At 45.8% G+C, this 18,318-nt stretch carries 22 protein-coding genes and 1 tRNA gene; 13 read left to right on the top strand and 10 right to left on the bottom strand.

Annotation, left to right across the window (positions count from 1 at the left end; genetic code table 11):
• Positions 1-147: 147 nt before the first annotated feature.
• The 4 genes from DW121_RS04785 to DW121_RS04770 are packed head-to-tail and all read left to right on the top strand — an operon-like array spanning position 148 to position 4,213.
• Positions 148-2,022, top strand: a complete 1,875-nt coding sequence (locus tag DW121_RS04785) for a PAS domain-containing sensor histidine kinase (protein ID WP_117710710.1) — start codon at positions 148-150, stop codon at positions 2,020-2,022.
• Positions 2,023-2,047: 25 nt separating this feature from the next.
• Positions 2,048-2,458 (top strand): secondary thiamine-phosphate synthase enzyme YjbQ, encoded by a 411-nt coding sequence (locus DW121_RS04780; protein WP_117710711.1) that lies wholly within the window; start codon positions 2,048-2,050, stop codon positions 2,456-2,458.
• Positions 2,459-2,467: 9 nt separating this feature from the next.
• Positions 2,468-3,193: an SDR family NAD(P)-dependent oxidoreductase gene (locus DW121_RS04775; RefSeq protein ID WP_118323155.1), complete on the top strand. Its 726-nt coding sequence runs from the start codon at positions 2,468-2,470 to the stop codon at positions 3,191-3,193.
• Between the two features lie 39 nt (positions 3,194-3,232).
• Positions 3,233-4,213 carry a lytic transglycosylase domain-containing protein gene (locus DW121_RS04770; RefSeq protein WP_118323154.1) on the top strand — a complete coding sequence of 327 codons (981 nt, stop codon included), beginning with the start codon at positions 3,233-3,235 and terminating at the stop codon, positions 4,211-4,213.
• 3 nt (positions 4,214-4,216) lie between these two features.
• Here DW121_RS04770 and DW121_RS04765 read toward each other — a convergent pair whose 3' ends face one another.
• The 3 genes from DW121_RS04765 to DW121_RS04755 all read right to left on the bottom strand — a co-directional run bounded on the left by DW121_RS04765 (position 4,217) and on the right by DW121_RS04755 (position 6,525).
• On the bottom strand, positions 4,217-4,990 hold the full coding sequence (locus DW121_RS04765; RefSeq protein WP_118323153.1) for a TIGR03915 family putative DNA repair protein: 774 nt from the start codon (positions 4,988-4,990) through the stop codon (positions 4,217-4,219).
• The gene (locus DW121_RS04760) at positions 4,987-6,258 is read right to left on the bottom strand and encodes a putative DNA modification/repair radical SAM protein (RefSeq protein ID WP_117710715.1); all 1,272 of its coding nucleotides are present in this window, start codon (positions 6,256-6,258) and stop codon (positions 4,987-4,989) included. Before DW121_RS04760 ends, DW121_RS04765 begins: the two co-directional genes overlap by 4 nt.
• Before the next feature lie 90 nt (positions 6,259-6,348).
• Positions 6,349-6,525: a histone H1 gene (locus DW121_RS04755; protein WP_009121302.1), complete on the bottom strand. Its 177-nt coding sequence runs from the start codon at positions 6,523-6,525 to the stop codon at positions 6,349-6,351.
• Positions 6,526-6,674: 149 nt separating this feature from the next.
• On the opposite strand from DW121_RS04755, the gene DW121_RS04750 reads away from it, so the two are divergent.
• The 4 genes from DW121_RS04750 (at position 6,675) to DW121_RS04735 (ending at position 8,789) form a co-directional block, all read left to right on the top strand.
• Positions 6,675-7,316, top strand: a complete 642-nt coding sequence (locus DW121_RS04750) for a helix-turn-helix domain-containing protein (RefSeq protein WP_118323152.1) — start codon at positions 6,675-6,677, stop codon at positions 7,314-7,316.
• Between the two features lie 79 nt (positions 7,317-7,395).
• Complete coding sequence (locus tag DW121_RS04745) at positions 7,396-8,028, top strand: hypothetical protein (protein ID WP_117710717.1); 633 nt, start codon at positions 7,396-7,398, stop codon at positions 8,026-8,028.
• A 37-nt stretch (positions 8,029-8,065) separates the two neighbouring features.
• Complete coding sequence (locus tag DW121_RS04740; protein WP_117710718.1) at positions 8,066-8,641, top strand: uracil-DNA glycosylase family protein; 576 nt, start codon at positions 8,066-8,068, stop codon at positions 8,639-8,641.
• A gap of 75 nt (positions 8,642-8,716) precedes the next feature.
• Positions 8,717-8,789: transfer RNA gene (locus tag DW121_RS04735), tRNA-Trp, on the top strand.
• Positions 8,790-8,888: 99 nt separating this feature from the next.
• On the opposite strand, the gene DW121_RS04730 is transcribed toward DW121_RS04735, so the two are convergent.
• Together DW121_RS04730 and queD are read right to left on the bottom strand one after the other, a co-directional pair.
• The gene (locus tag DW121_RS04730; RefSeq protein ID WP_117710719.1) at positions 8,889-9,434 is read right to left on the bottom strand and encodes a 7-carboxy-7-deazaguanine synthase QueE; all 546 of its coding nucleotides are present in this window, start codon (positions 9,432-9,434) and stop codon (positions 8,889-8,891) included.
• Between the two features lie 11 nt (positions 9,435-9,445).
• Positions 9,446-9,778, bottom strand: coding sequence for a 6-carboxytetrahydropterin synthase QueD (gene queD, locus DW121_RS04725; RefSeq protein ID WP_117710720.1), 333 nt, complete (start codon positions 9,776-9,778; stop codon positions 9,446-9,448).
• Between the two features lie 119 nt (positions 9,779-9,897).
• On the opposite strand from queD, the gene DW121_RS04720 reads away from it, so the two are divergent.
• Positions 9,898-10,260, top strand: a complete 363-nt coding sequence (locus DW121_RS04720) for a YbaN family protein (protein WP_118323151.1) — start codon at positions 9,898-9,900, stop codon at positions 10,258-10,260.
• A gap of 14 nt (positions 10,261-10,274) precedes the next feature.
• Here the strand turns inward: DW121_RS04720 and DW121_RS04715 are convergent, their stop codons facing one another.
• The 4 genes from DW121_RS04715 to DW121_RS04700 are packed head-to-tail and all read right to left on the bottom strand — an operon-like array spanning position 10,275 to position 11,990.
• Complete coding sequence (locus DW121_RS04715) at positions 10,275-10,862, bottom strand: nucleosidase (protein WP_117710722.1); 588 nt, start codon at positions 10,860-10,862, stop codon at positions 10,275-10,277.
• A gap of 24 nt (positions 10,863-10,886) precedes the next feature.
• Positions 10,887-11,171: a winged helix-turn-helix domain-containing protein gene (locus DW121_RS04710; protein WP_117710723.1), complete on the bottom strand. Its 285-nt coding sequence runs from the start codon at positions 11,169-11,171 to the stop codon at positions 10,887-10,889.
• Between the two features lies 1 nt (position 11,172).
• On the bottom strand, positions 11,173-11,781 hold the full coding sequence (locus tag DW121_RS04705) for a hypothetical protein (RefSeq protein WP_117710724.1): 609 nt from the start codon (positions 11,779-11,781) through the stop codon (positions 11,173-11,175).
• A gap of 29 nt (positions 11,782-11,810) precedes the next feature.
• Positions 11,811-11,990, bottom strand: coding sequence for a hypothetical protein (locus tag DW121_RS04700; protein ID WP_118323150.1), 180 nt, complete (start codon positions 11,988-11,990; stop codon positions 11,811-11,813).
• A 458-nt stretch (positions 11,991-12,448) separates the two neighbouring features.
• Here DW121_RS04700 and DW121_RS04695 point away from each other — a divergent pair, with 458 nt between their 5' ends.
• The 4 genes from DW121_RS04695 to DW121_RS04680 all read left to right on the top strand — a co-directional run bounded on the left by DW121_RS04695 (position 12,449) and on the right by DW121_RS04680 (position 15,607).
• Positions 12,449-12,742 (top strand): hypothetical protein, encoded by a 294-nt coding sequence (locus DW121_RS04695; protein WP_117710726.1) that lies wholly within the window; start codon positions 12,449-12,451, stop codon positions 12,740-12,742.
• Positions 12,743-12,756: 14 nt separating this feature from the next.
• Complete coding sequence (locus tag DW121_RS04690) at positions 12,757-13,047, top strand: cell division protein ZapA (RefSeq protein ID WP_117710727.1); 291 nt, start codon at positions 12,757-12,759, stop codon at positions 13,045-13,047.
• 127 nt (positions 13,048-13,174) lie between these two features.
• Positions 13,175-14,713: a ribonuclease Y gene (rny, locus tag DW121_RS04685; protein ID WP_117710728.1), complete on the top strand. Its 1,539-nt coding sequence runs from the start codon at positions 13,175-13,177 to the stop codon at positions 14,711-14,713.
• Positions 14,714-14,845: 132 nt separating this feature from the next.
• Positions 14,846-15,607, top strand: coding sequence for a copper homeostasis protein CutC (locus tag DW121_RS04680; RefSeq protein ID WP_118323149.1), 762 nt, complete (start codon positions 14,846-14,848; stop codon positions 15,605-15,607).
• A gap of 29 nt (positions 15,608-15,636) precedes the next feature.
• Here the strand turns inward: DW121_RS04680 and DW121_RS04675 are convergent, their stop codons facing one another.
• Positions 15,637-18,318 (bottom strand): transglutaminase domain-containing protein, encoded by a 2,682-nt coding sequence (locus DW121_RS04675; protein ID WP_118323148.1) that lies wholly within the window; start codon positions 18,316-18,318, stop codon positions 15,637-15,639.

Genomic DNA, 18,318 nt, shown 5'->3' with positions numbered 1-18,318 from the left:
TTCAAAAATCAACGAGTACCATAACCTGTATCTGCTTTTTTTCATATCTCAATCCCAAAATCTTTTCATTTCAGCGAATTATCCCTATTTTTGTAATCATTATATATCAGGTATAATTAAAATATAAATTACCATAAATGTTTCTGTATGGACGCTAAAACGGATTATAACCTACTTTCAGAAATAATGCGCAATGCCGATATGGGTTGGTGGGAAGCCGACGTGCAAAATGCAAGTTATATCTGTTCCGAGTACATTGCCGACCTATTGGGCTTGAAGGAAGACGGATTCATCAGTTTTGAAGACTTCAACAAACGCATCCTGAAAGAGGAACAACCGCACACCACCGCCCATTCCTTCCAAAATATACAGCAGACGAATGAAGCTGTCTACCTACTGGACACCGTAAAAGGCCCCATATGGATACGAAGCAAAGCCTGTATGCAGAAAACCGATGAAAACGGGAACAATAAGATTTACGGCATAGCCGAAGTGCAGGACGGTCCTTATATGTCATCTGCCTCGCAAGTGCTGCAACAGCGCGAACGGTTATTGCACAACATCTACAAGAACCTCCCGGTAGGCATCGAACTCTACAACATAGCCGGCGTACTGATAGACCTCAACGACAAGGAACTGGAAATGTTCCATCTGCAACGGAAAGAAGACCTCTTGGGCATCAACATCTTCGACAACCCCGTATTCCCGCAAGAAATGAAGGAAAAACTGAGGAAATACGAAAATGCCGACTTCACTTTCCGTTACGACTTCTCACAGGTAGGCTCTTACTACAATCCGCAGATCAAGACGGGCACAATGGACCTCGTAACCAAAGTAACCACGTTGTACGACGAAAACCACGTCCCCATCAACTACCTGCTAATTAACGCCGACAAAACCGAAACCACCGTAGCCTACAACAAGATACAGGAGTTCCAGAGTTTCTTCGAGCTGATAGGCAACTATGCCAAAGTGGGATATGCCCAATACAACCTGCTTACCCGGCAAGGAGATGCCCAACACAGCTGGTACATCAATATCGGTGAACAGGAAGAAACACCCCTGTCCGAAATCATCGGAGTGTACAACCATATCCACCCCGACGACCGCCGGTATATGCTCAACTTCTTGGATAATGCCCTAAAAGGCACGGAAGACAAATTCAACAAGGAAATACGTGTACTCAGAGAAGACGGCAATTATTCGTGGACACACGTCAACCTGATAGTGCGAACCTATGCCCCCGAACGAAACTGCATAGAACTCATCTGCATCAACTACGACATCACCCGGCTCAAAGACACGGAAGCCATGCTGATACAGGCCAAAGAAAAAGCCGAAGAATCAGATCGCTTGAAATCGGCTTTCCTTGCCAATATGAGCCACGAAATACGTACACCACTGAATGCTATTATCGGTTTCTCCGGCCTCTTACCCTACATAGAAGATACCGAAGAACGGAACCGTTACATCGCCCTGATAAACCACAACAACGAATTGTTGCTGAATATCGTTAACGATGTGCTGGACTTGTCAAAGATAGAAGCCGGACACATAGAGCTGAATCCCACTTGGTTCAGCCTCTCAGAGCTGATTGACACAAGCTGCACCGAATACCAACGTAATGTTCCCGAAGGCGTAACTCTCAAAACCCGCTATCCGGCATCCCCTTGCTTGATAGAACAAGACCCGATGCGTATTAAGCAGGTATTGAACAACCTCATATCGAACGCATTGAAAAATACAACGCAGGGATATATCGAGGTTTCCTACGAGACAGACCAATCTGAAGCAAGAATAAGTATTACGGACACCGGACGGGGAATTCCCCAAGAAAAACTCGGTATAATATTCGAGCGGTTTGAGAAAGTGGACTCTTTCGTACAAGGAGCAGGATTAGGCTTGTCTGTCTGTAAGTCCATCATAGAGCACATGAACGGAAACATTGAAGTAGCATCCACCGTAGGCAAAGGCAGCACGTTCACCGTAACGTTCCCCTGTCAAGTGCAGTTAGTGGAATAAACGAAATACAGAGAAAGAGAAAAATATGATAACACAGAAAGAATTTACCCTCACCCCTCACCGACGCGGCTTTCATCTGGTTACGGAAGAAATAGCACGCAACCTGCCACCGTTGCCGCCAACCGGATTATTACACTTGTTTATCAAGCACACAAGCGCTGCACTCTCCATCAACGAGAATGCCGATCCGGATGTGCAGACAGATATGGAAGCCATCTTCAACCGCCTTGTAAAAGAACGTGAACCCTACTATGAGCATACCTGCGAGGGTGATGACGATATGCCGGCGCATGCCAAATCCACCATTGTCGGAGCCTCCCTTACCATCCCTATTACTAATGGACGGATGAATATGGGCATTTGGCAGGGTATCTATCTTTGCGAGTTCCGCAACCGAGGCGGTGGAAGAAAAATCGTAGCAACCGTCATTGGATAACCCCTGCCTATGAAAAGAGCCATCATCATAGGAGCCACCTCGGGTATCGGACAAGAAGTAGCGCACTTACTTGTGCAGCAAGGCTGGTATATAGGCATTGCCGGCAGGCGCGAAAACGCCCTGCAGAATATGCAGCAAGCCTATCCCGGACAAATAGAGATACAATGCCTCGACGTAACAAAAGAAGATGCCGTCCTACATCTCAATGAACTGATAAGCCGCTTGGGCGGTATGGACTTGTTTTTCCTCAGCTCCGGTGTGGGCTATCAGAATAGGAACTTGGAACCGGAAATTGAACTACATACCGCACGCACCAACGTCGAGGGTTTCACTCGAATGATAACCGCCGCTTTCGATTATTTCAAGAAAACGGATGGCGGACATATCGCTGTAATCAGTTCCATAGCCGGCACTAAGGGATTAGGAGTTGCACCCGCCTACTCCGCCACCAAGCGATTTCAGAATACATATATCGACGCTCTGGCGCAACTCTCACGGATGCAGCATCTTAATATCCGATTCACGGACATCCGTCCGGGTTTCGTAGCAACGGACTTGCTACGGAACGGCAAGTATCCAATGCTGATGAGCGCTGATAAAGTGGCGCGGCACATCGTCCGGGCATTGAAACGGAGAAAACGGGTAGCGGTCATTGACAGACGCTACCGCCTATTGGTATTCTTCTGGCGAATGATTCCACGTTGGTTGTGGGAACGGTTGCCTATAAAAAATTGATTTCGTATCTTCACGCCAATAAACCCAAAAACAACCAAGATGAAAAGAAATGCCAAATATATGATGCTTACAGCCACAGTTGCCTTATGTACAGGTGCTTCACTGCCCTTCCTCTTCGGAAGCAGTGTGCTGAATTCTGAGCAACAGTCGGTTAAATCGGAAGTACCCTATTGTGTCACTTCCCCTGCCGTACCTGCCAAAATTACCTTTGCCGGACAAGAAGTGGACTTGCTACGCTACGACCACCGCGAGCGTATGGACCGCGAACTGATGTCATTCACTTATATGCATTCCACCACAATGCTCACCGTAAAGCGTGCCAACCGCTACTTCCCCATCATAGAACCTATATTAAAAATAAACGGCATACCGGATGATTTCAAGTATCTTGCCGTAATAGAAAGCGCCCTTAACCCGCTTGCCAAATCACCCGCCGGTGCCGCCGGAATGTGGCAGTTCATGCCCGGCACAGGACGCGAGTTCGGCTTGGAAGTAAACAATAATATCGACGAACGCTATCACGTGGAGAAAGAGACGAAAGCCGCCTGCAAGTATCTGAAAGAAGCCTATGCCAAATACGGTAACTGGCTCTGCGTAGCCGCCGCCTACAATGCCGGACAAGGACGTATCTCCACGCAACTGGAAAAGCAAATGGTAAGTCAGGCTGTGGACCTTTGGCTGGTGGAAGAAACCTCACGCTATATGTTCCGCCTGTTGGCGGCAAAGTCTGTTATCGGCAACCCGCAGCAATACGGATTCTTACTGAAACGCGAGCATCTCTATCCGGTCATCCCTTACACAGAAGTGAAAGTCACTACCGGAATAGCCAACTTGGCACAATTCGCCAAAAGCAAAGGCATCACCTATGCACAGCTGAAAGACGCCAACCCCTGGCTGCGAGACACTTCACTGATGAACAAAAGCGGACGTACATATATCCTGAAAATACCGACACAAGCCGGAATGCACTACGACCCGCGCAAGACCATTCCCCATAACAGGACCTGGGTGATAAACTAAGGATTAAGTCTGTTTCTCCGTCAGATACTTCCAATAGCGCACAGGCATATCCTGCCTGTGCTTACGGGGATTCAGCCTCTCTTTGATGCAGATTGCCTTGAAATAGGTTTTCCAAAGTTGTTGAAAGAGTTTCTCGTCTTTGTCCATAAGGCTTTCGTCCAACATACCCGTCACAAGGTGCCCTTCTTGGCTGTCCTCTCCGAAGGTAACTTCGCGCACCTCTTTCAAGTCATAATAATAACCGTAGGCACGCTTGATGTCGTATATCAGCCAACGCTGGTCGGCAAAGCGGTCTCTAAAATGCCCCGTTATCAGGGGGAGTGCGTTTTTCTCCGGTTCTACGGCAGCGAAATAAGTGCCGTCCGCCGCTTTTTGGAAACGAATGAATTGCAACATCCGTATGCGTTCCCAATCCACCCGCTTCCACATACGCGAAAATTCCAAAACATCGGGGTCTGCAAAATTAGTTTCAATGGAACGGGGAGCATCTATTGCCTTGCAGATATAACGAAACAAGAGTGATGCCGTTTCCGGCTCCTCCGCCAGCCAGCATTGTGCAAGACAGGACAAAGCGGATGAAGATAGTTTTTTCTGTAAACCACGCCAAACCCTGCCCGATTTCTCTTCATCGGAAACCACAGTAAAAGCCTCATCATAGAATAAAGGAAACGGCTCTCCCTCCGCCAACAAAACATCCGGAAAGCTGCGACGGGAATAAGCCTCAAAAACAGCAGTCAGCAATCCTTCAAAAGTATTATCGAATATAAACAGGTTCATTCTCCTTCTTCTCCAAAATTAAGTGTCAACTGCCTGTCATCGTATTTCTTTTTAGACTTCTGCACCAACAGGTTGCGCACCCCTTGCGGAGTCATTTCATTGACCGTACGCATAGGAAGTTCACTGCACGTTATGAAATACTGCGCTTTTTTCATCACCACGCCCATCTTCTTCAACTGATAAAATCCTAATTTGGAAAAACGACGGGAAGCGACTATCAACCGCGCCGATTTCACACCGATGCCCGGTATGCGAAGTATCATTTCATAATCCGCCTTATTGACGTCAACAGGAAACTGTTCGGGATGGCGTAATGCCCACGACAGTTTCGGATCTATCTCCAAGTCCAAATCCGGGTAAGCGTCATCTACAATCTCATCTACCTTGAACTGATAGAAACGCAGCAACCAGTCTGCCTGATAAAGCCGGTTCTCACGCACTAAAGGCGGCTGCTTCAGGGCCGGAAGGCGCTTGTCATACATATTCACCGAGATATATCCGGAATAATAGACACGCCGCATTGTAGGACGCTGATAAAGAGCCGATGAAAGGGAAAGAATATCTTTGTCCGTTTCGGCGGTAGCCCCCACAATCACTTGCGTACTCTGTCCTGCCGGGGCGAAACGGGGTGCGTGGCGATACTTCTTGCGTTCTTCCGCACTCTCCAAAACACCTTGCTGGATGTATCGCATCGGAGTAAACACACTTTTATGGTCTTTCTCCGGAGCAAGCATTTTAAGGTTTTCTTCTTTGGGAATTTCTACATTAACACTGAGACGATCGGCATAAAGTCCGGCTTCGTTCACCAACTCGCGACTGGCTCCGGGAATGCTTTTCAAATGGATATAGCCGTTGAAGCGATGAATGGTACGAAGGTCTTTGGCCACGCGCACCAACCGTTCCATTGTATAATCGGGATTGCGCACCACACCGCTACTCAAGAAAAGCCCTTCTATATAATTGCGGCGATAGAACTCCATTGTCAAGTCCACAAGCTCGCTGACGGAAAGTGTGGCACGGGGCAAGTCGTTACTGCGGCGGTTGATGCAATAGGCGCAATCGTATATGCAGTAATTCGTCAACATCACCTTCAGCAACGAAATACAGCGTCCATCTTCTGCAAAGCTGTGGCAGATGCCCCATCCGCCCACAGTATTGCCCACCATGCCCGCCTTATTGGAGCGCACAGTGCCGCTGGAAGAGCAAGATACATCATATTTTGCCGACTCCGCCAATATCTTCAACTTATTCAATACATTCTCGTCCATCTACGACTTATCTATACAAAAAGAGTTGTGTATAGAAAAAAAAAGACCGCCGGACGGCAGTCTTTCACAGCATTAAATCTGCGTTTTCTCTTACTTCTTAGAAGCTTCCAAAGATGCCTTACGGAATTCTTTCATTGTCTTTTCGATTTCCAAAGAAGCCTTACGTGCACGAGTACCGGCTGCCTTGTTACCGTTTTCCAACTGAGCTTTTGCATCTTTCTCGAATGCTGCATACAATTCTGCAACTTTTTCAACTAATTCTTTCATAATCCTTTTTAAATTACTTCGTTAATAATGTCCGACAAAAATACATTCTTTCTTGAAATAAATGCAGAAAAACGATATTTTTTTTGAAATAATACGCAAAATCGGCACAAAAAAGGGCTCATACGTGTTTTTTATCTACTTTTGCAGGTATGAAAACGCTTACTGATGCCCAATATATACATGCTCTCATAGCCGAAGGAGAGCACCAGCAACAGGATTTCAAATTCGAAATATCCGATGCGCGAAAAATTGCCAAGACGCTCTCCGCCTTTTCAAATACAAACGGCGGGCGTCTCCTTATCGGTGTAAAAGACAACGGAAAAATAGCCGGAGTGCGCTCCGACGAGGAACAATATATGATAGAAGCGGCAGCCCGGTTGTACTGCCGGCCGGAAGTACATTACAGTATGCAGACCTATCAGGTAGAAGGCCGCAGCGTGCTACTCGTGCAGATTGATGAAAGCGAACGCAAGCCTGTCTATGCCAAAGACGAAGACGGAAAGTACCTCGCCTACCTGCGCATTAAAGATGAAAACATACTCGCCACCCCGGTACACCTGCGCATCTGGCAACAAAGTGAAAGTCCCAAAGGAGAATTGATGGAATATACCGAAAGGGAACAGCTATTACTTGATTTATTGGAACAAAACGACCGGCTGTCACTGAATCGTTATTGTCGTCTGGCACATCTGTCACGCCGTTCCGCAGAGCATTTACTGGCAAAATTCATTCGCTACGACATTGTAGAGCCCGTATTCGAAGGACATAAGTTTCACTTCAGGCTGAAATGAAGTAGAAAAAGAGTTGGAGTGCTGGTAAAAAGCAAGTTATTTACTACCTTTGCATCCGTAAATTAGAAAAATTATCATCATGGGTATATTTGCCAAACTATTTAACAAGAATTCGGAAGAGGTTTCTTCTAAAAATGTGGAAGACTTCGTCTCATTGACGCGCGTCTACTTCCAGTCTGTGATAGCCGCAAACTTGGGTATCACCAACATCCGCTTTGTACCGGATGTAGCTAATTTCAAACGTTTATTCAAAATCCCCACACAGGGCGGCCGTCTGGGACAAGCGGAAAAAGCTGCTTCCCGCAAGATGCTGATGCAGGACTACGGAATCAGCGAGAACTTCTTTAAAGAAATTGACGCTTCCGTCAAAAAACACTGCCGCACGCAGAATGACGTACAAGGCTATCTTTTCATGTATCAGGGTTTTTCCAACGACCTGATGATGTTAATGGGCAACTTGATGCAATGGAAATTCCGTATGCCCTCTATCTTTAAAGGCGCACTACGCAGTATGACCGAAAAAACAGTACACGAAGTTTGCACCAAGACCGTTTGGAAAAAAGACGATGTACACAAAACGGCCATGACTGTCCGCCAGTATAAAGAACGTCTGGGATATTCGGAACAGTGGATGACCGAGTATGTGTACAATGTAGTTATGCTGGCAAAGAAAGAACCGAAAAAGAAGGGTGACGAACAAGAAAAAGCATAAGTTAAAGTTTTGACAAACAAGTGCAAACGCTTTTTCTATGGAAATAGAGCAGCATCCCTTAAAACCTTTTCTCCCCGGCAATGCCCGTTTGCTGATGTTGGGGAGTTTTCCGCCGCAAAAGAAGCGATGGTCAATGGAATTTTATTATCCGAACTGGAATAATGATATGTGGCGCATTGTGGGGCTCTTATTCTTCAATGACAAAGATTATTTTGTAGACAAATCCCGAAAAGCCTTTTGCAAAGAATGTATCATCAACTTTTTGAACGAAAAAGGAATAGCACTGTTCGATACAGCCACTGCCGTACGACGGTTGCAGGACAATGCATCCGATAAGTTCCTTGAAGTAGTACAGGCTACCGATGTAACCGCATTGTTGCAACAACTGCCACAATGCAAGGCCATTGTTACTACGGGGCAAAAAGCCACAGATACGCTTTGTGCACTGTTTTCACTGAAAGAGCCCAAAGTCGGAGACTTTACAGAATTTATTTTTGAAAATCGCCCCATGCGGCTCTATCGTATGCCCTCTTCGTCAAGAGCCTATCCGCTGGCTTTAGAAAAAAAAGCGGCAGCCTATCGCATTATGTATCAGGACCTACAAATGCTATAAGCAAATTCTCCTTTAAAATAAAGCGGCAAAGGACTTGCAGATTTGAAAGTTTCCATTACCTTTGCAGCCGCAAACACGGGAGTAGCTCAGTTGGTAGAGCACCGGTCTCCAAAACCGGGTGTCGGGAGTTCGAGCCTCTCCTCCCGTGCAAAGATAAGGTCATGTAAATTAGCATTTACATGACCTTATCTTATTTATCTCCCGGTGTTCACATCCGATACAACCGTTATTCCGCAAAAATTATCATTCAGGAAATACCTATCAGTTTATGTGTCTGCAAACTCAACCTCCACTTAGGATGCTGCATTACGCACGCCACAGTTTCCGCGGTATTGCTACAAGAACAAGGTTGCAGAAAAAAGTGTCCGGCAGGAAGCGACTCATATACGGCAATATCCTGTCCCTCGTACACCACCTTCACTTCATCCATACGAGAGATTTCCACCTTTGCCCCTTGCTTGGGCGAGCAAGTCACCCAGTCTATATTATCCGGCAACGGATGCGTCCCGTTAGTCTCGATACAAACATACTTTCCTATCCGATGCAGACGGTCTACAAACTCACGATCAATCCAGAGCGAGGGTTCCCCACCCGTCAGTATCACCGTCCTCGCAGGATATTTCCCCACTTCCGCCAAAATCTCTTTATCAGACATCAACACTCCCTCTTCATGTTGCGTATCGCAAAAAGAGCATTTCAGATTACAACCGGAGAAACGGACAAAAACGGCCGGAGTGCCCGTATGAAATCCCTCTCCCTGCAAGCTATAAAATATCTCGTTAATTTTTCTCATAAGCGGTCTTGTCACTCCTCCTCATAAACGGCTATATTCGACTCAGACTCCTGTACTTCTACCTTGAAGCAAGTCGGTATCCGGTCGCATATCCAACGCGCAATATTCTCGGCTGTGGGATTAAACGGAAGAACTTCATTGATATTCCGGTGGTCCAGTTTTTCTTTCACCACCTGTTTGATATGGCTGAAATCGACTACCATCCCATCGGCATTCAGCTCTTTGGAACGGCAATAAACTGTGATTATCCAATTGTGACCGTGCAGATTTTCACATTTACTCTGGTAAGAAAGCTTCAGGCTGTGAGCTGCCGAAACTTCCATTCGTTTAATGACTGTGTACATACTGTTAATACGCTAATTAAAATATCATTTATAGAATTGTGCATCTAATGTCACCTCGATGCAGCAGCAAAAGTACAAAAAACGCTGGAATTGACAGTTATTTATTCTATTTTTGCAGCATGAAAGCCCTTTATATTCTATTCGGTACACTTTCTTTAATACTCGGCATCATCGGCATTTTCCTTCCGTTGCTGCCCACAACCCCATTTCTGCTGCTCACGGCCGCCCTCTATGTGCGTAGTTCTCCCCGCCTCTACAACTGGCTGTTACATCAGAAATACTTGGGAAACTATATCCGTAATTTCCGTGAGAATAAAGCCATTCCGTTAAGAGCCAAAATAATTTCCGTATCACTGATATGGATAACAATCCTCAACTGCATCTTTTTCATAGCCCCCTACTGGTGGCTGAGAATACTATTGCTGCTGATTGCAGTAGGAACAAGTTATCACATCCTCTCTTTCAAAACACTTCGCCAATAGACAGGTAAAAAGTATCACATTTTTACTTTATCGCAATGCGCTTCAAAAAATGCTCCCAATCCCTTACGGGCATCTGCAAGTTTATCTTCCCAGTGTTTCACCGAATTCTGCCCGATAATATCGGTCACATACTTCACGGCGATGAACGGCGTATTTTTGGCACGGCACACCAATGCTTGGGCATAAGCCTCCATATCCACGACATCCCCTGTCACATCCGACAGTTCCGTCAGGAAAGTATCGCCCGTATTGCATATTCCTTCGCCCTGCCAATGCAGGCAATAGCCTTTCCGGGCCAACAGTTCCGCCGAATCTATCTCGCATTCCATATCAAATCCTGTCAGATTCTGCATATCACGGTCTACGAAATGACGGCATACAAAAACATCCCCTACCTGATGGCGAACAGTGCCTGCCGTACCCATATTGACAACCAAATCGGGCTGCGCACGATTAATCGCTTCCGTAAGATAAAAAGCCGATTTCACCTTTCCTATTCCGGTACGCAAATAACCTACCTGCACCTCTTCTTCCCCTATCAAACCGGGAAACTTCAATTCTGTAAATTCACCCTGAACGGCGTAAGTAACTAAAATTCTCATATTCTCTGGTTCTTGTTTCAATTCCTATTTCATAATATACGATTTCAGCGCTTCCACATATTCCTCAAAAGCGTCGATACCCTGCGGAGTAATCTTACAAAGCGTACAAGGCATTTTCCCCTTAAAAGTCTTTGTCACCTCTACGTACCCCGCCTTACCAAGTTTATCCAGCTGCACACTGAGATTGCCTGCCGTTGCACCGGTTTGCTGACGGATATATACAAAATCCGCTTCTTCAACACTGATGAGCAACGACATTATGGCAAGCCGCAGTTCGCTGTGGAGCAAAGGGTTCAATTCCTTAAACATATTACTTCCTTTTATTTTCCTTTTTTGCTTTATAATTCAAGATATGTCCCGGTATAATCATTGCAAATATAATCACCAAAATAAATTCCGGCAACACCTGCAAAGAAGAAGACTTGTCCAAGACATCAAACAACATCTTCACCCCCAACGCAATACCAAAACCGGGAAATCCCGAAAATATCGTATAACGAATGATGCTGCCCGTAAAAAGACTGCCCAGCGAAATCAATATGGCACACAGAGGCAAGATTATCTCAAAACGATGAAAGTACGTGGCCCACAACACAACCCCCATGCAGACTATTCCCAATACTTGCCAAACTTCATTCAGCACCTTATCTATATATAATTTCACCGGCTTTTCCTTTCTGCGCATAAGAATATAGCTCAGCAGATACCCTATGACGGGAATTCCCCAAAAGCCCCACATCCATACAGGATTTTGCGTCAGGCTAACCCCAATCCAAACAACCAAAGTCAGCAATGCGCACACATACCCCCACAACAAAAACATATTACCGCTACCCGTATCCAGATTACGACGGGTATTCTGTATCATTTGAGTGATGAGCTCCAAGCTCTCTTTCTCGCTTAACTTTTTATCTTCCATAGTCTTATTTTATTTATCCGTTACTCACTTTATTTTTTCACTTCTTTCCGGACATCCACCATGTTATATTGCCCTTTATCAGTAGCAATCATCACTTTCCCCCTATCCGAACGAACATTCACCACCTTAACCGTCAAACCAGTCTGTGCAGATGCCATATATGCAAAAGCAACAAACACAAATAGCATAACCCACTTAATTGTTTTCATACCATCACTTTTATTTAATGCAACTTAAATCAATCACTCTTTGGGTTCGAACTCCGATACAAATATAAGTAGTTTATTTTATAAACCAAATTATTTTATAAATTATTTTATGAGAAATCCAACATCCATACGGATAAATCAACCGAAAGTGATTAAAGAAACTATTCCCTACACAATTACGGACTAATATCAACCATACTAAAATTTAATCGTCCGACATCCGTTACACTTTCGTCCGACAGCTGTTTAATTATCGTCCGACAACTGTGGGACGATAATTAAACAGCTGTCGGACGATTAATTTTCAGCATTAAAGAAAATTGGTGCATAGCTACAGAGAATTTCGTACTATATAGTCCCATTTTTCCTTTATTTCAGTGCATACGGAACATTTTTCCCTGAAAAGCTTTTGTAATCTCCAAGTTAATTGTATTTTTGTGTACAATTTTGGTGTAGTAATGACAGACGAAGAAAAGAAGCTATTAAGTACTTTTGAAGCCAGGCTGCGGCATTTAATCTATCTGCATGATGAATTAAAACGCGAAAATGCTGAACTTAAGCAACTTCTCGAATCAAAAGAGGAAGAATGCGAGAAGGTACGAGCCGATTACAAAGAGCTGGAGACTAACTACACAAACCTAAAAACAGCTACGGCAATCAGCCTTAACGGCAGTGACGTAAAAGAGACGAAACTGCGATTGTCCAAATTAGTGCGTGAAGTCGATAAATGCATCGCTTTGTTAAATGAATAAAAGAAAGAGGATGTATGAACGATAAGATAAAGATAAACCTGCAAATGGCAGGAGCCACCTACCCCCTCACCATCAACCGCGAAGATGAGGAAATAGTAAGGGAAGCTGCCAAACAGGTAAATATCCGGGTCAATGCGTATCGGGAACATTATCAGAATATCCCTTCAGAGAGGATTATAGCCATGGTGGCTTATCAATTTGCTTTGGAGACACTTCAGTTGAAAGACCGTAATGATACTGAACCCTATACAGACAAGATAAAAGAACTGACAGAAGTATTGGAAACCTATTTCAAAGAAGAATAAGGAGACGATTTTCTGTTCTGTTTTTACGAGAGAGACAATATCGCGCACTGTACAAAAGCCCCGTTCGGTAACAGACAGGCTTTTATGCAGTGCTTTTTATTTATATACTTAAAAACAAATTAATAAAATGACAGTAGTTACAATAGTAGTATCCATTGCCTGTTTCATCGTTGGCGGATTTGCTTCGTACATGTTCTTCAAGCATGGATTGAAGTCCAAATACGACAGCATCCTCAAAGAAGCCGAGACTGAAGCGGAAGTAATTAAAAAGAACAAGTTGCTGGAAGTAAAGGAAAAGTTCCTGAACAAGAAAGCCGATTTGGAGAAAGAAGTATCGCTCCGTAACCAAAAGATACAGCAGGCAGAGAATAAGTTGAAGCAACGTGAACTGGTATTGAACCAGCGTCAGGAAGAAATTCAACGCAAGAAGTTGGAAGCCGAAGCGGTGAAAGAGAATCTGGAAGCCCAATTGGTAATCGTTGACAAGAAGAAAGAGGAACTGGAGCATATGCAGCGTCAGGAAATCGAAAAACTGGAAGCCATTTCCGGACTTTCTGCCGAAGAAGCCAAAGAACGCATGGTAGAGTCTTTGAAGGAAGAAGCCAAGACACAGGCGCAATCCTACATCAACGACATTATGGACGATGCCAAACTGACGGCAAGCAAAGAAGCCAAACGTATCGTAATACAGTCCATCCAACGTGTGGCAACAGAGACCGCCATCGAAAACTCCGTTACCGTATTCCACATCGAATCGGATGAGATCAAAGGACGCATCATCGGTCGCGAAGGACGTAACATCCGCGCGCTGGAAGCTGCCACCGGTGTGGAAATCGTTGTGGACGATACTCCGGAAGCTATCGTTTTATCAGCTTTCGACCCGGTTCGCCGCGAAATTGCCCGTCTGGCATTGCATCAGCTGGTAACGGACGGACGCATCCACCCCGCACGCATCGAGGAAGTAGTGGCCAAAGTACGCAAGCAGGTGGAAGAGGAAATCATTGAAACCGGTAAACGTACCACCATAGACTTGGGTATTCATGGTCTGCATCCCGAACTTATCCGTATCATCGGTAAGATGAAATACCGTTCGTCTTACGGTCAGAACCTGTTGCAACATGCCCGTGAAACAGCCAATCTGTGTGCTGTAATGGCATCAGAACTCGGTTTGAACCCGAAGAAAGCAAAACGTGCCGGATTGTTGCACGATATCGGTAAAGTGCCCGATGAAGAACCGGAATTGCCGCACGCACTCTACGGTATGAAACTGGCAGAGAAATTCAAGGAAAAACCGGACATCTGCAACGCTATCGGCGCCCACCACGACGAAGTGGAAATGACCAGCTTGCTGGCTCCCATCGTACAAGTATGCGATGCTATCTCAGGCGCACGTCCGGGAGCACGCCGCGAAATTGTAGAAGCCTACATCAAGCGTCTCAACGACCTCGAACAACTGGCAATGTCTTATCCGGGCGTAACGAAGACCTACGCCATCCAGGCAGGACGTGAATTGCGCGTAATCGTCGGTGCGGACAAGATTGACGATAAGGCAACAGAAAACCTTTCCGGTGAAATAGCCAAAAAGATACAAGATGAAATGACCTATCCGGGACAGGTGAAGATTACCGTTATCCGTGAAACGCGTGCGGTAAGCTATGCCAAGTAAATAAAAGAATACAAGACTTAAAACCATAAAAGGAGCGTTGGTATCAAACCATCCGCTCCTTTTTTATTTTATCCGCTTCCGGAGTTCGCGGAGTTTCCGTATATTTGGCGGTACAAAGCAAAGATAAAAGCTATGAAAGAATATTTATTTGAAGTCTGTGCAAACTCCGTAGAGAGTTGTATGGCCGCCCAAGCCGGCGGAGCCGATCGGGTAGAACTATGCGCCGGAATACCCGAAGGGGGAACTACCCCTTCTTACGGTAATATTGTCATTGCAAGAGAGGCTTTGCAAAACACCAGGTTACACGTCATTATCCGTCCTCGCGGCGGCGATTTCCTATACTCTCCCACAGAGCAGCGCATCATGCTGAAGGACATAGACAATGCCCGCCGCTTAGAAGCGGACGGCGTTGTTTTAGGCTGCCTGACGGCAGACGGCGAAGTTGATATTCCGCTAATGAAGCAATTTATGGAAGCTGCCCAAGATATATCGGTGACTTTTCACCGTGCCTTTGATGTCTGCCGCAATCCGCAAAAAGCGCTGGAAGATATTATCAGCCTCGGATGCGACCGCATCCTGACTTCCGGGCAGCAACTCTCTGCCGAAATGGGCATTCCTCTGTTGAAAGAACTGCAACAACAGGCAGCAGGGCGCATCACCCTGCTTGCCGGCTGTGGAGTAAATGAAACTAATATTGCACGCATAGCCCGCGAAACAGGTATTCACGAGTTCCACTTCTCGGCAAGAGAAACAGTAACAAGCCGTATGCAATATCGCAAAGACAGAGTTCCTATGGGCGCAACCGTACAAATCAATGAATTTGAACGGAACGTAACTACTAAGGAACGGGTAAGGAAAACAATTGAAAAGTTGAAAACAGATATATCAGAATGATAGAGTTGCAGTCTTCCTTTTTTCAATTATCAAAGGCCTTTTATTGTTTTCATCAACTGTTCGCCCAATCCTATTGTATAGCCTTGCGACACAAAGACCACCCTGTTGAATGTATCTGCAATGATAAATACAGGCAAGGTTCCTTTATGTCTTAACTTCATGGACTCTGCAATTTGGGACTGGATACCCTCCGTATCTATACCATAGATAATAGTAGAAGGCAAGTCGGGGAAAGACTCTTGAACGAATTTCTCGGACTGTGCCTCATTCGGGAAAAGCAATACCATTCTCCGTCCCCACTTTTCCAAATCAGCCTTGAAAGCTGCAATATCACGCAACGCATGATTGGTAGGCTCTTGGTTGACTCCCAAAATGCCGACAATATAGTACCCGCGTCCGCATGCCGACAACAAGCTTTGTTTGGAATCGCCCTCTTGAAGCGGAGTAAAGAGAGACTCCGAATTGAAGTTACCTATCACCTGCACCTCATCCCTGCTCTCGCGCATCACCAACTCAATACGAGTGGTCTGTCCCGGTTTAATGCTGAAGCCCGCAAGACGTGAAAGCACACCACCGCTTGCCAGGCGGGTTCCGGTCACTAAAAAATAATCTCCGGCATCCAATGCCGTACAGTTCTTCAGCAGGCTGCTCCAAGTAGTGCCGTCCCCCGTATCGGGATTACCTTCACTGTAAGACAGTAGTTGCAACTTGCCCTGCGGAGTCGCTTTAGAGAGAGTAAAATGAGAATAATATTTAGGATCGTCCACCGACTTGACCGGCGAATAGTTAGCGATAAGTTTACCCTTTAGAGGTATTAACTCCTCCATAAACACAACTTCTTTCGGATTGCAATCCAAATCTACATCCACTGCACCATCTTCCTTTATCAGTTGCACTTTGCCCGTTACCTCGTCTATGCGTGCAGGTATTCCCATGCTGCGTGCCATGGAAACAAAAAAGATGTCCCGGCTGTGTGCATCCGCCAGCCGTGCCCTCCACACGCCTTCGGGAGAGACAGGATCACCGCCTAAGTTGCAATCTTTCTCCACACGGATGTTCTCTACCACCCACTCCACCAGCTTCATCGGCTGCGCCGCATAGGCTTCCATATCTTCTTTTGAAACTTCCTTCTTGAAAAAAGCTTTGTATGGAGTCAGCATTTCGTTGCTCACACGCGGATTACGCACGTATTTACGGAAATACTCCGCACCGGTACGCACTTTGGACAGCATATGGTCTATCAACACTTCCAAACTTACATCCCGAAGATCTTTTGCCGAAATCCGCTGCAACAGGTCGATGCCCCCTTTCTTTGACTTTTCAGAACGCAGACGGGTCATGAAGTCGCAGATTACCTTATGGTTGCCACGGGAGGCAACCAGTATTTTGACAACCGCATCCTCATCCAACTTGTATTTACGGGCAAAGGTGCGCGCTGCATCCTCGGTCATAAACGTTGCAGTATAAGCACCACGGATAGAATCTTCCTGCGCCAGTCTAAAGTCATTCAAAGCACGTTGCTCAGGTGTTACTTCGGGCAGATTGGCAGTTTCCAACGGCGGCACGACATCCATATCTACGGTAAATGTATCACCGTCCTTTTTATCAAGCTTCACCGTCAATTCCTGCTGCTTGCCGAAAGATATCTTGGCAAAACCGAAACATCCGTCCTTTGACGCCCATACCAGCATATCCCCCTTCCCGGCTGTCAGGTCGCAAACACCGCCGGCAGAAGTATATTTGGTAGCAACTGTATAGAATTCCGCATAATTGTAAAGTTTGAATTCCACGCAGGCGCTATCCACAGGCGCACCACCAGCATCCACTACGGTTACGGCTGCTTTTGTCGCAGGGGCATAGTTACCAATCACATTGATTTCTGTATAGGTGGGGGTAACGGACATTATCTCTTCCACCCCCTCATAACGTCCGAAGACCTTTGTGTGCATCAGCATCCCCCGACTGGCAGGCGCATTGAACCAGCCAAGATTGAGAACAGGTTCGGGTTCGCAAGCTCCCAAAAAATACCATTTACCATCTGCCCATGCCTCTACCCACGCATGATTATCATCGGTATGGGCCCAACGGGGTGTATATACCTGACGTGCCGGAATCCCCACTGAACGGAGCGCGGCAACCAAAAACGTAGACTCTTCACCGCAACGGCCGTAAGCGGTGCGCACCGTTGCCAAAGGAGAACTGGTACGAGCATCGGAAGGCATATAAACAGCTTTCTCATGACACCAGTGGTTCACTTCCAAAATGGCGTCCTGCAAAGGAAGAGATTTTACCCGGTCTTTCAGCTCTTTATAGAATACTACACGGGCGCTGTCCAAATGCTCATTATTCACCCGTACCGGAAGAACAAAATGCCGGAATATATCTTCTGGAATAATCTTTCCCCAAGGCATTTCATCGGCAGCCTGCCGGGAAGCACGTACATTCATCAAATGAAATTCCCCTGAGTAATCCGCAATATCAGCCAAAGGCATATAAGCATAGAGAAACTCCAATGCTTCACGCTCATAAGTAGTGAGAGAAGCATCGAATATGGAAAACAAATCTCCATGCGGCATCAAAGTCCTTTTCTGTTGAAAATCTTGCTCCACACGCGAACGATAGGCAGCATCTGTCATAAAATGGGAATGACCGCAAGCAGCCAGCAGGCACGACAGGCTGATTATCCCGAAAAATAAGGTGATGTGTCTCAT

Source organism: Bacteroides sp. AM10-21B (assembly GCF_003472565.1).
GTDB classification, from domain to species: Bacteria; Bacteroidota; Bacteroidia; order Bacteroidales; family Bacteroidaceae; genus Bacteroides; species Bacteroides propionicigenes.
Note: the sequence above shows the minus strand (reverse complement) of the source record. Positions and strands in the feature narration are given on the sequence as shown.

Coding starts and splice junctions, on each gene's coding strand:
- DW121_RS04785 (WP_117710710.1), top strand. CDS start 148: ATGGACGCTAAAACGGATTATAACCTACTTTCAGAAATAATGCGCAAT.
- DW121_RS04780 (WP_117710711.1), top strand. CDS start 2,048: ATGATAACACAGAAAGAATTTACCCTCACCCCTCACCGACGCGGCTTT.
- DW121_RS04775 (WP_118323155.1), top strand. CDS start 2,468: ATGAAAAGAGCCATCATCATAGGAGCCACCTCGGGTATCGGACAAGAA.
- DW121_RS04770 (WP_118323154.1), top strand. CDS start 3,233: ATGAAAAGAAATGCCAAATATATGATGCTTACAGCCACAGTTGCCTTA.
- DW121_RS04765 (WP_118323153.1), bottom strand. CDS start 4,990: ATGAACCTGTTTATATTCGATAATACTTTTGAAGGATTGCTGACTGCT.
- DW121_RS04760 (WP_117710715.1), bottom strand. CDS start 6,258: ATGGACGAGAATGTATTGAATAAGTTGAAGATATTGGCGGAGTCGGCA.
- DW121_RS04755 (WP_009121302.1), bottom strand. CDS start 6,525: ATGAAAGAATTAGTTGAAAAAGTTGCAGAATTGTATGCAGCATTCGAG.
- DW121_RS04750 (WP_118323152.1), top strand. CDS start 6,675: ATGAAAACGCTTACTGATGCCCAATATATACATGCTCTCATAGCCGAA.
- DW121_RS04745 (WP_117710717.1), top strand. CDS start 7,396: ATGGGTATATTTGCCAAACTATTTAACAAGAATTCGGAAGAGGTTTCT.
- DW121_RS04740 (WP_117710718.1), top strand. CDS start 8,066: ATGGAAATAGAGCAGCATCCCTTAAAACCTTTTCTCCCCGGCAATGCC.
- DW121_RS04730 (WP_117710719.1), bottom strand. CDS start 9,434: ATGAGAAAAATTAACGAGATATTTTATAGCTTGCAGGGAGAGGGATTT.
- queD (WP_117710720.1), bottom strand. CDS start 9,778: ATGTACACAGTCATTAAACGAATGGAAGTTTCGGCAGCTCACAGCCTG.
- DW121_RS04720 (WP_118323151.1), top strand. CDS start 9,898: ATGAAAGCCCTTTATATTCTATTCGGTACACTTTCTTTAATACTCGGC.
- DW121_RS04715 (WP_117710722.1), bottom strand. CDS start 10,862: ATGAGAATTTTAGTTACTTACGCCGTTCAGGGTGAATTTACAGAATTG.
- DW121_RS04710 (WP_117710723.1), bottom strand. CDS start 11,171: ATGTTTAAGGAATTGAACCCTTTGCTCCACAGCGAACTGCGGCTTGCC.
- DW121_RS04705 (WP_117710724.1), bottom strand. CDS start 11,781: ATGGAAGATAAAAAGTTAAGCGAGAAAGAGAGCTTGGAGCTCATCACT.
- DW121_RS04700 (WP_118323150.1), bottom strand. CDS start 11,990: ATGAAAACAATTAAGTGGGTTATGCTATTTGTGTTTGTTGCTTTTGCA.
- DW121_RS04695 (WP_117710726.1), top strand. CDS start 12,449: ATGACAGACGAAGAAAAGAAGCTATTAAGTACTTTTGAAGCCAGGCTG.
- DW121_RS04690 (WP_117710727.1), top strand. CDS start 12,757: ATGAACGATAAGATAAAGATAAACCTGCAAATGGCAGGAGCCACCTAC.
- rny (WP_117710728.1), top strand. CDS start 13,175: ATGACAGTAGTTACAATAGTAGTATCCATTGCCTGTTTCATCGTTGGC.
- DW121_RS04680 (WP_118323149.1), top strand. CDS start 14,846: ATGAAAGAATATTTATTTGAAGTCTGTGCAAACTCCGTAGAGAGTTGT.
- DW121_RS04675 (WP_118323148.1), bottom strand. CDS start 18,318: ATGAGACACATCACCTTATTTTTCGGGATAATCAGCCTGTCGTGCCTG.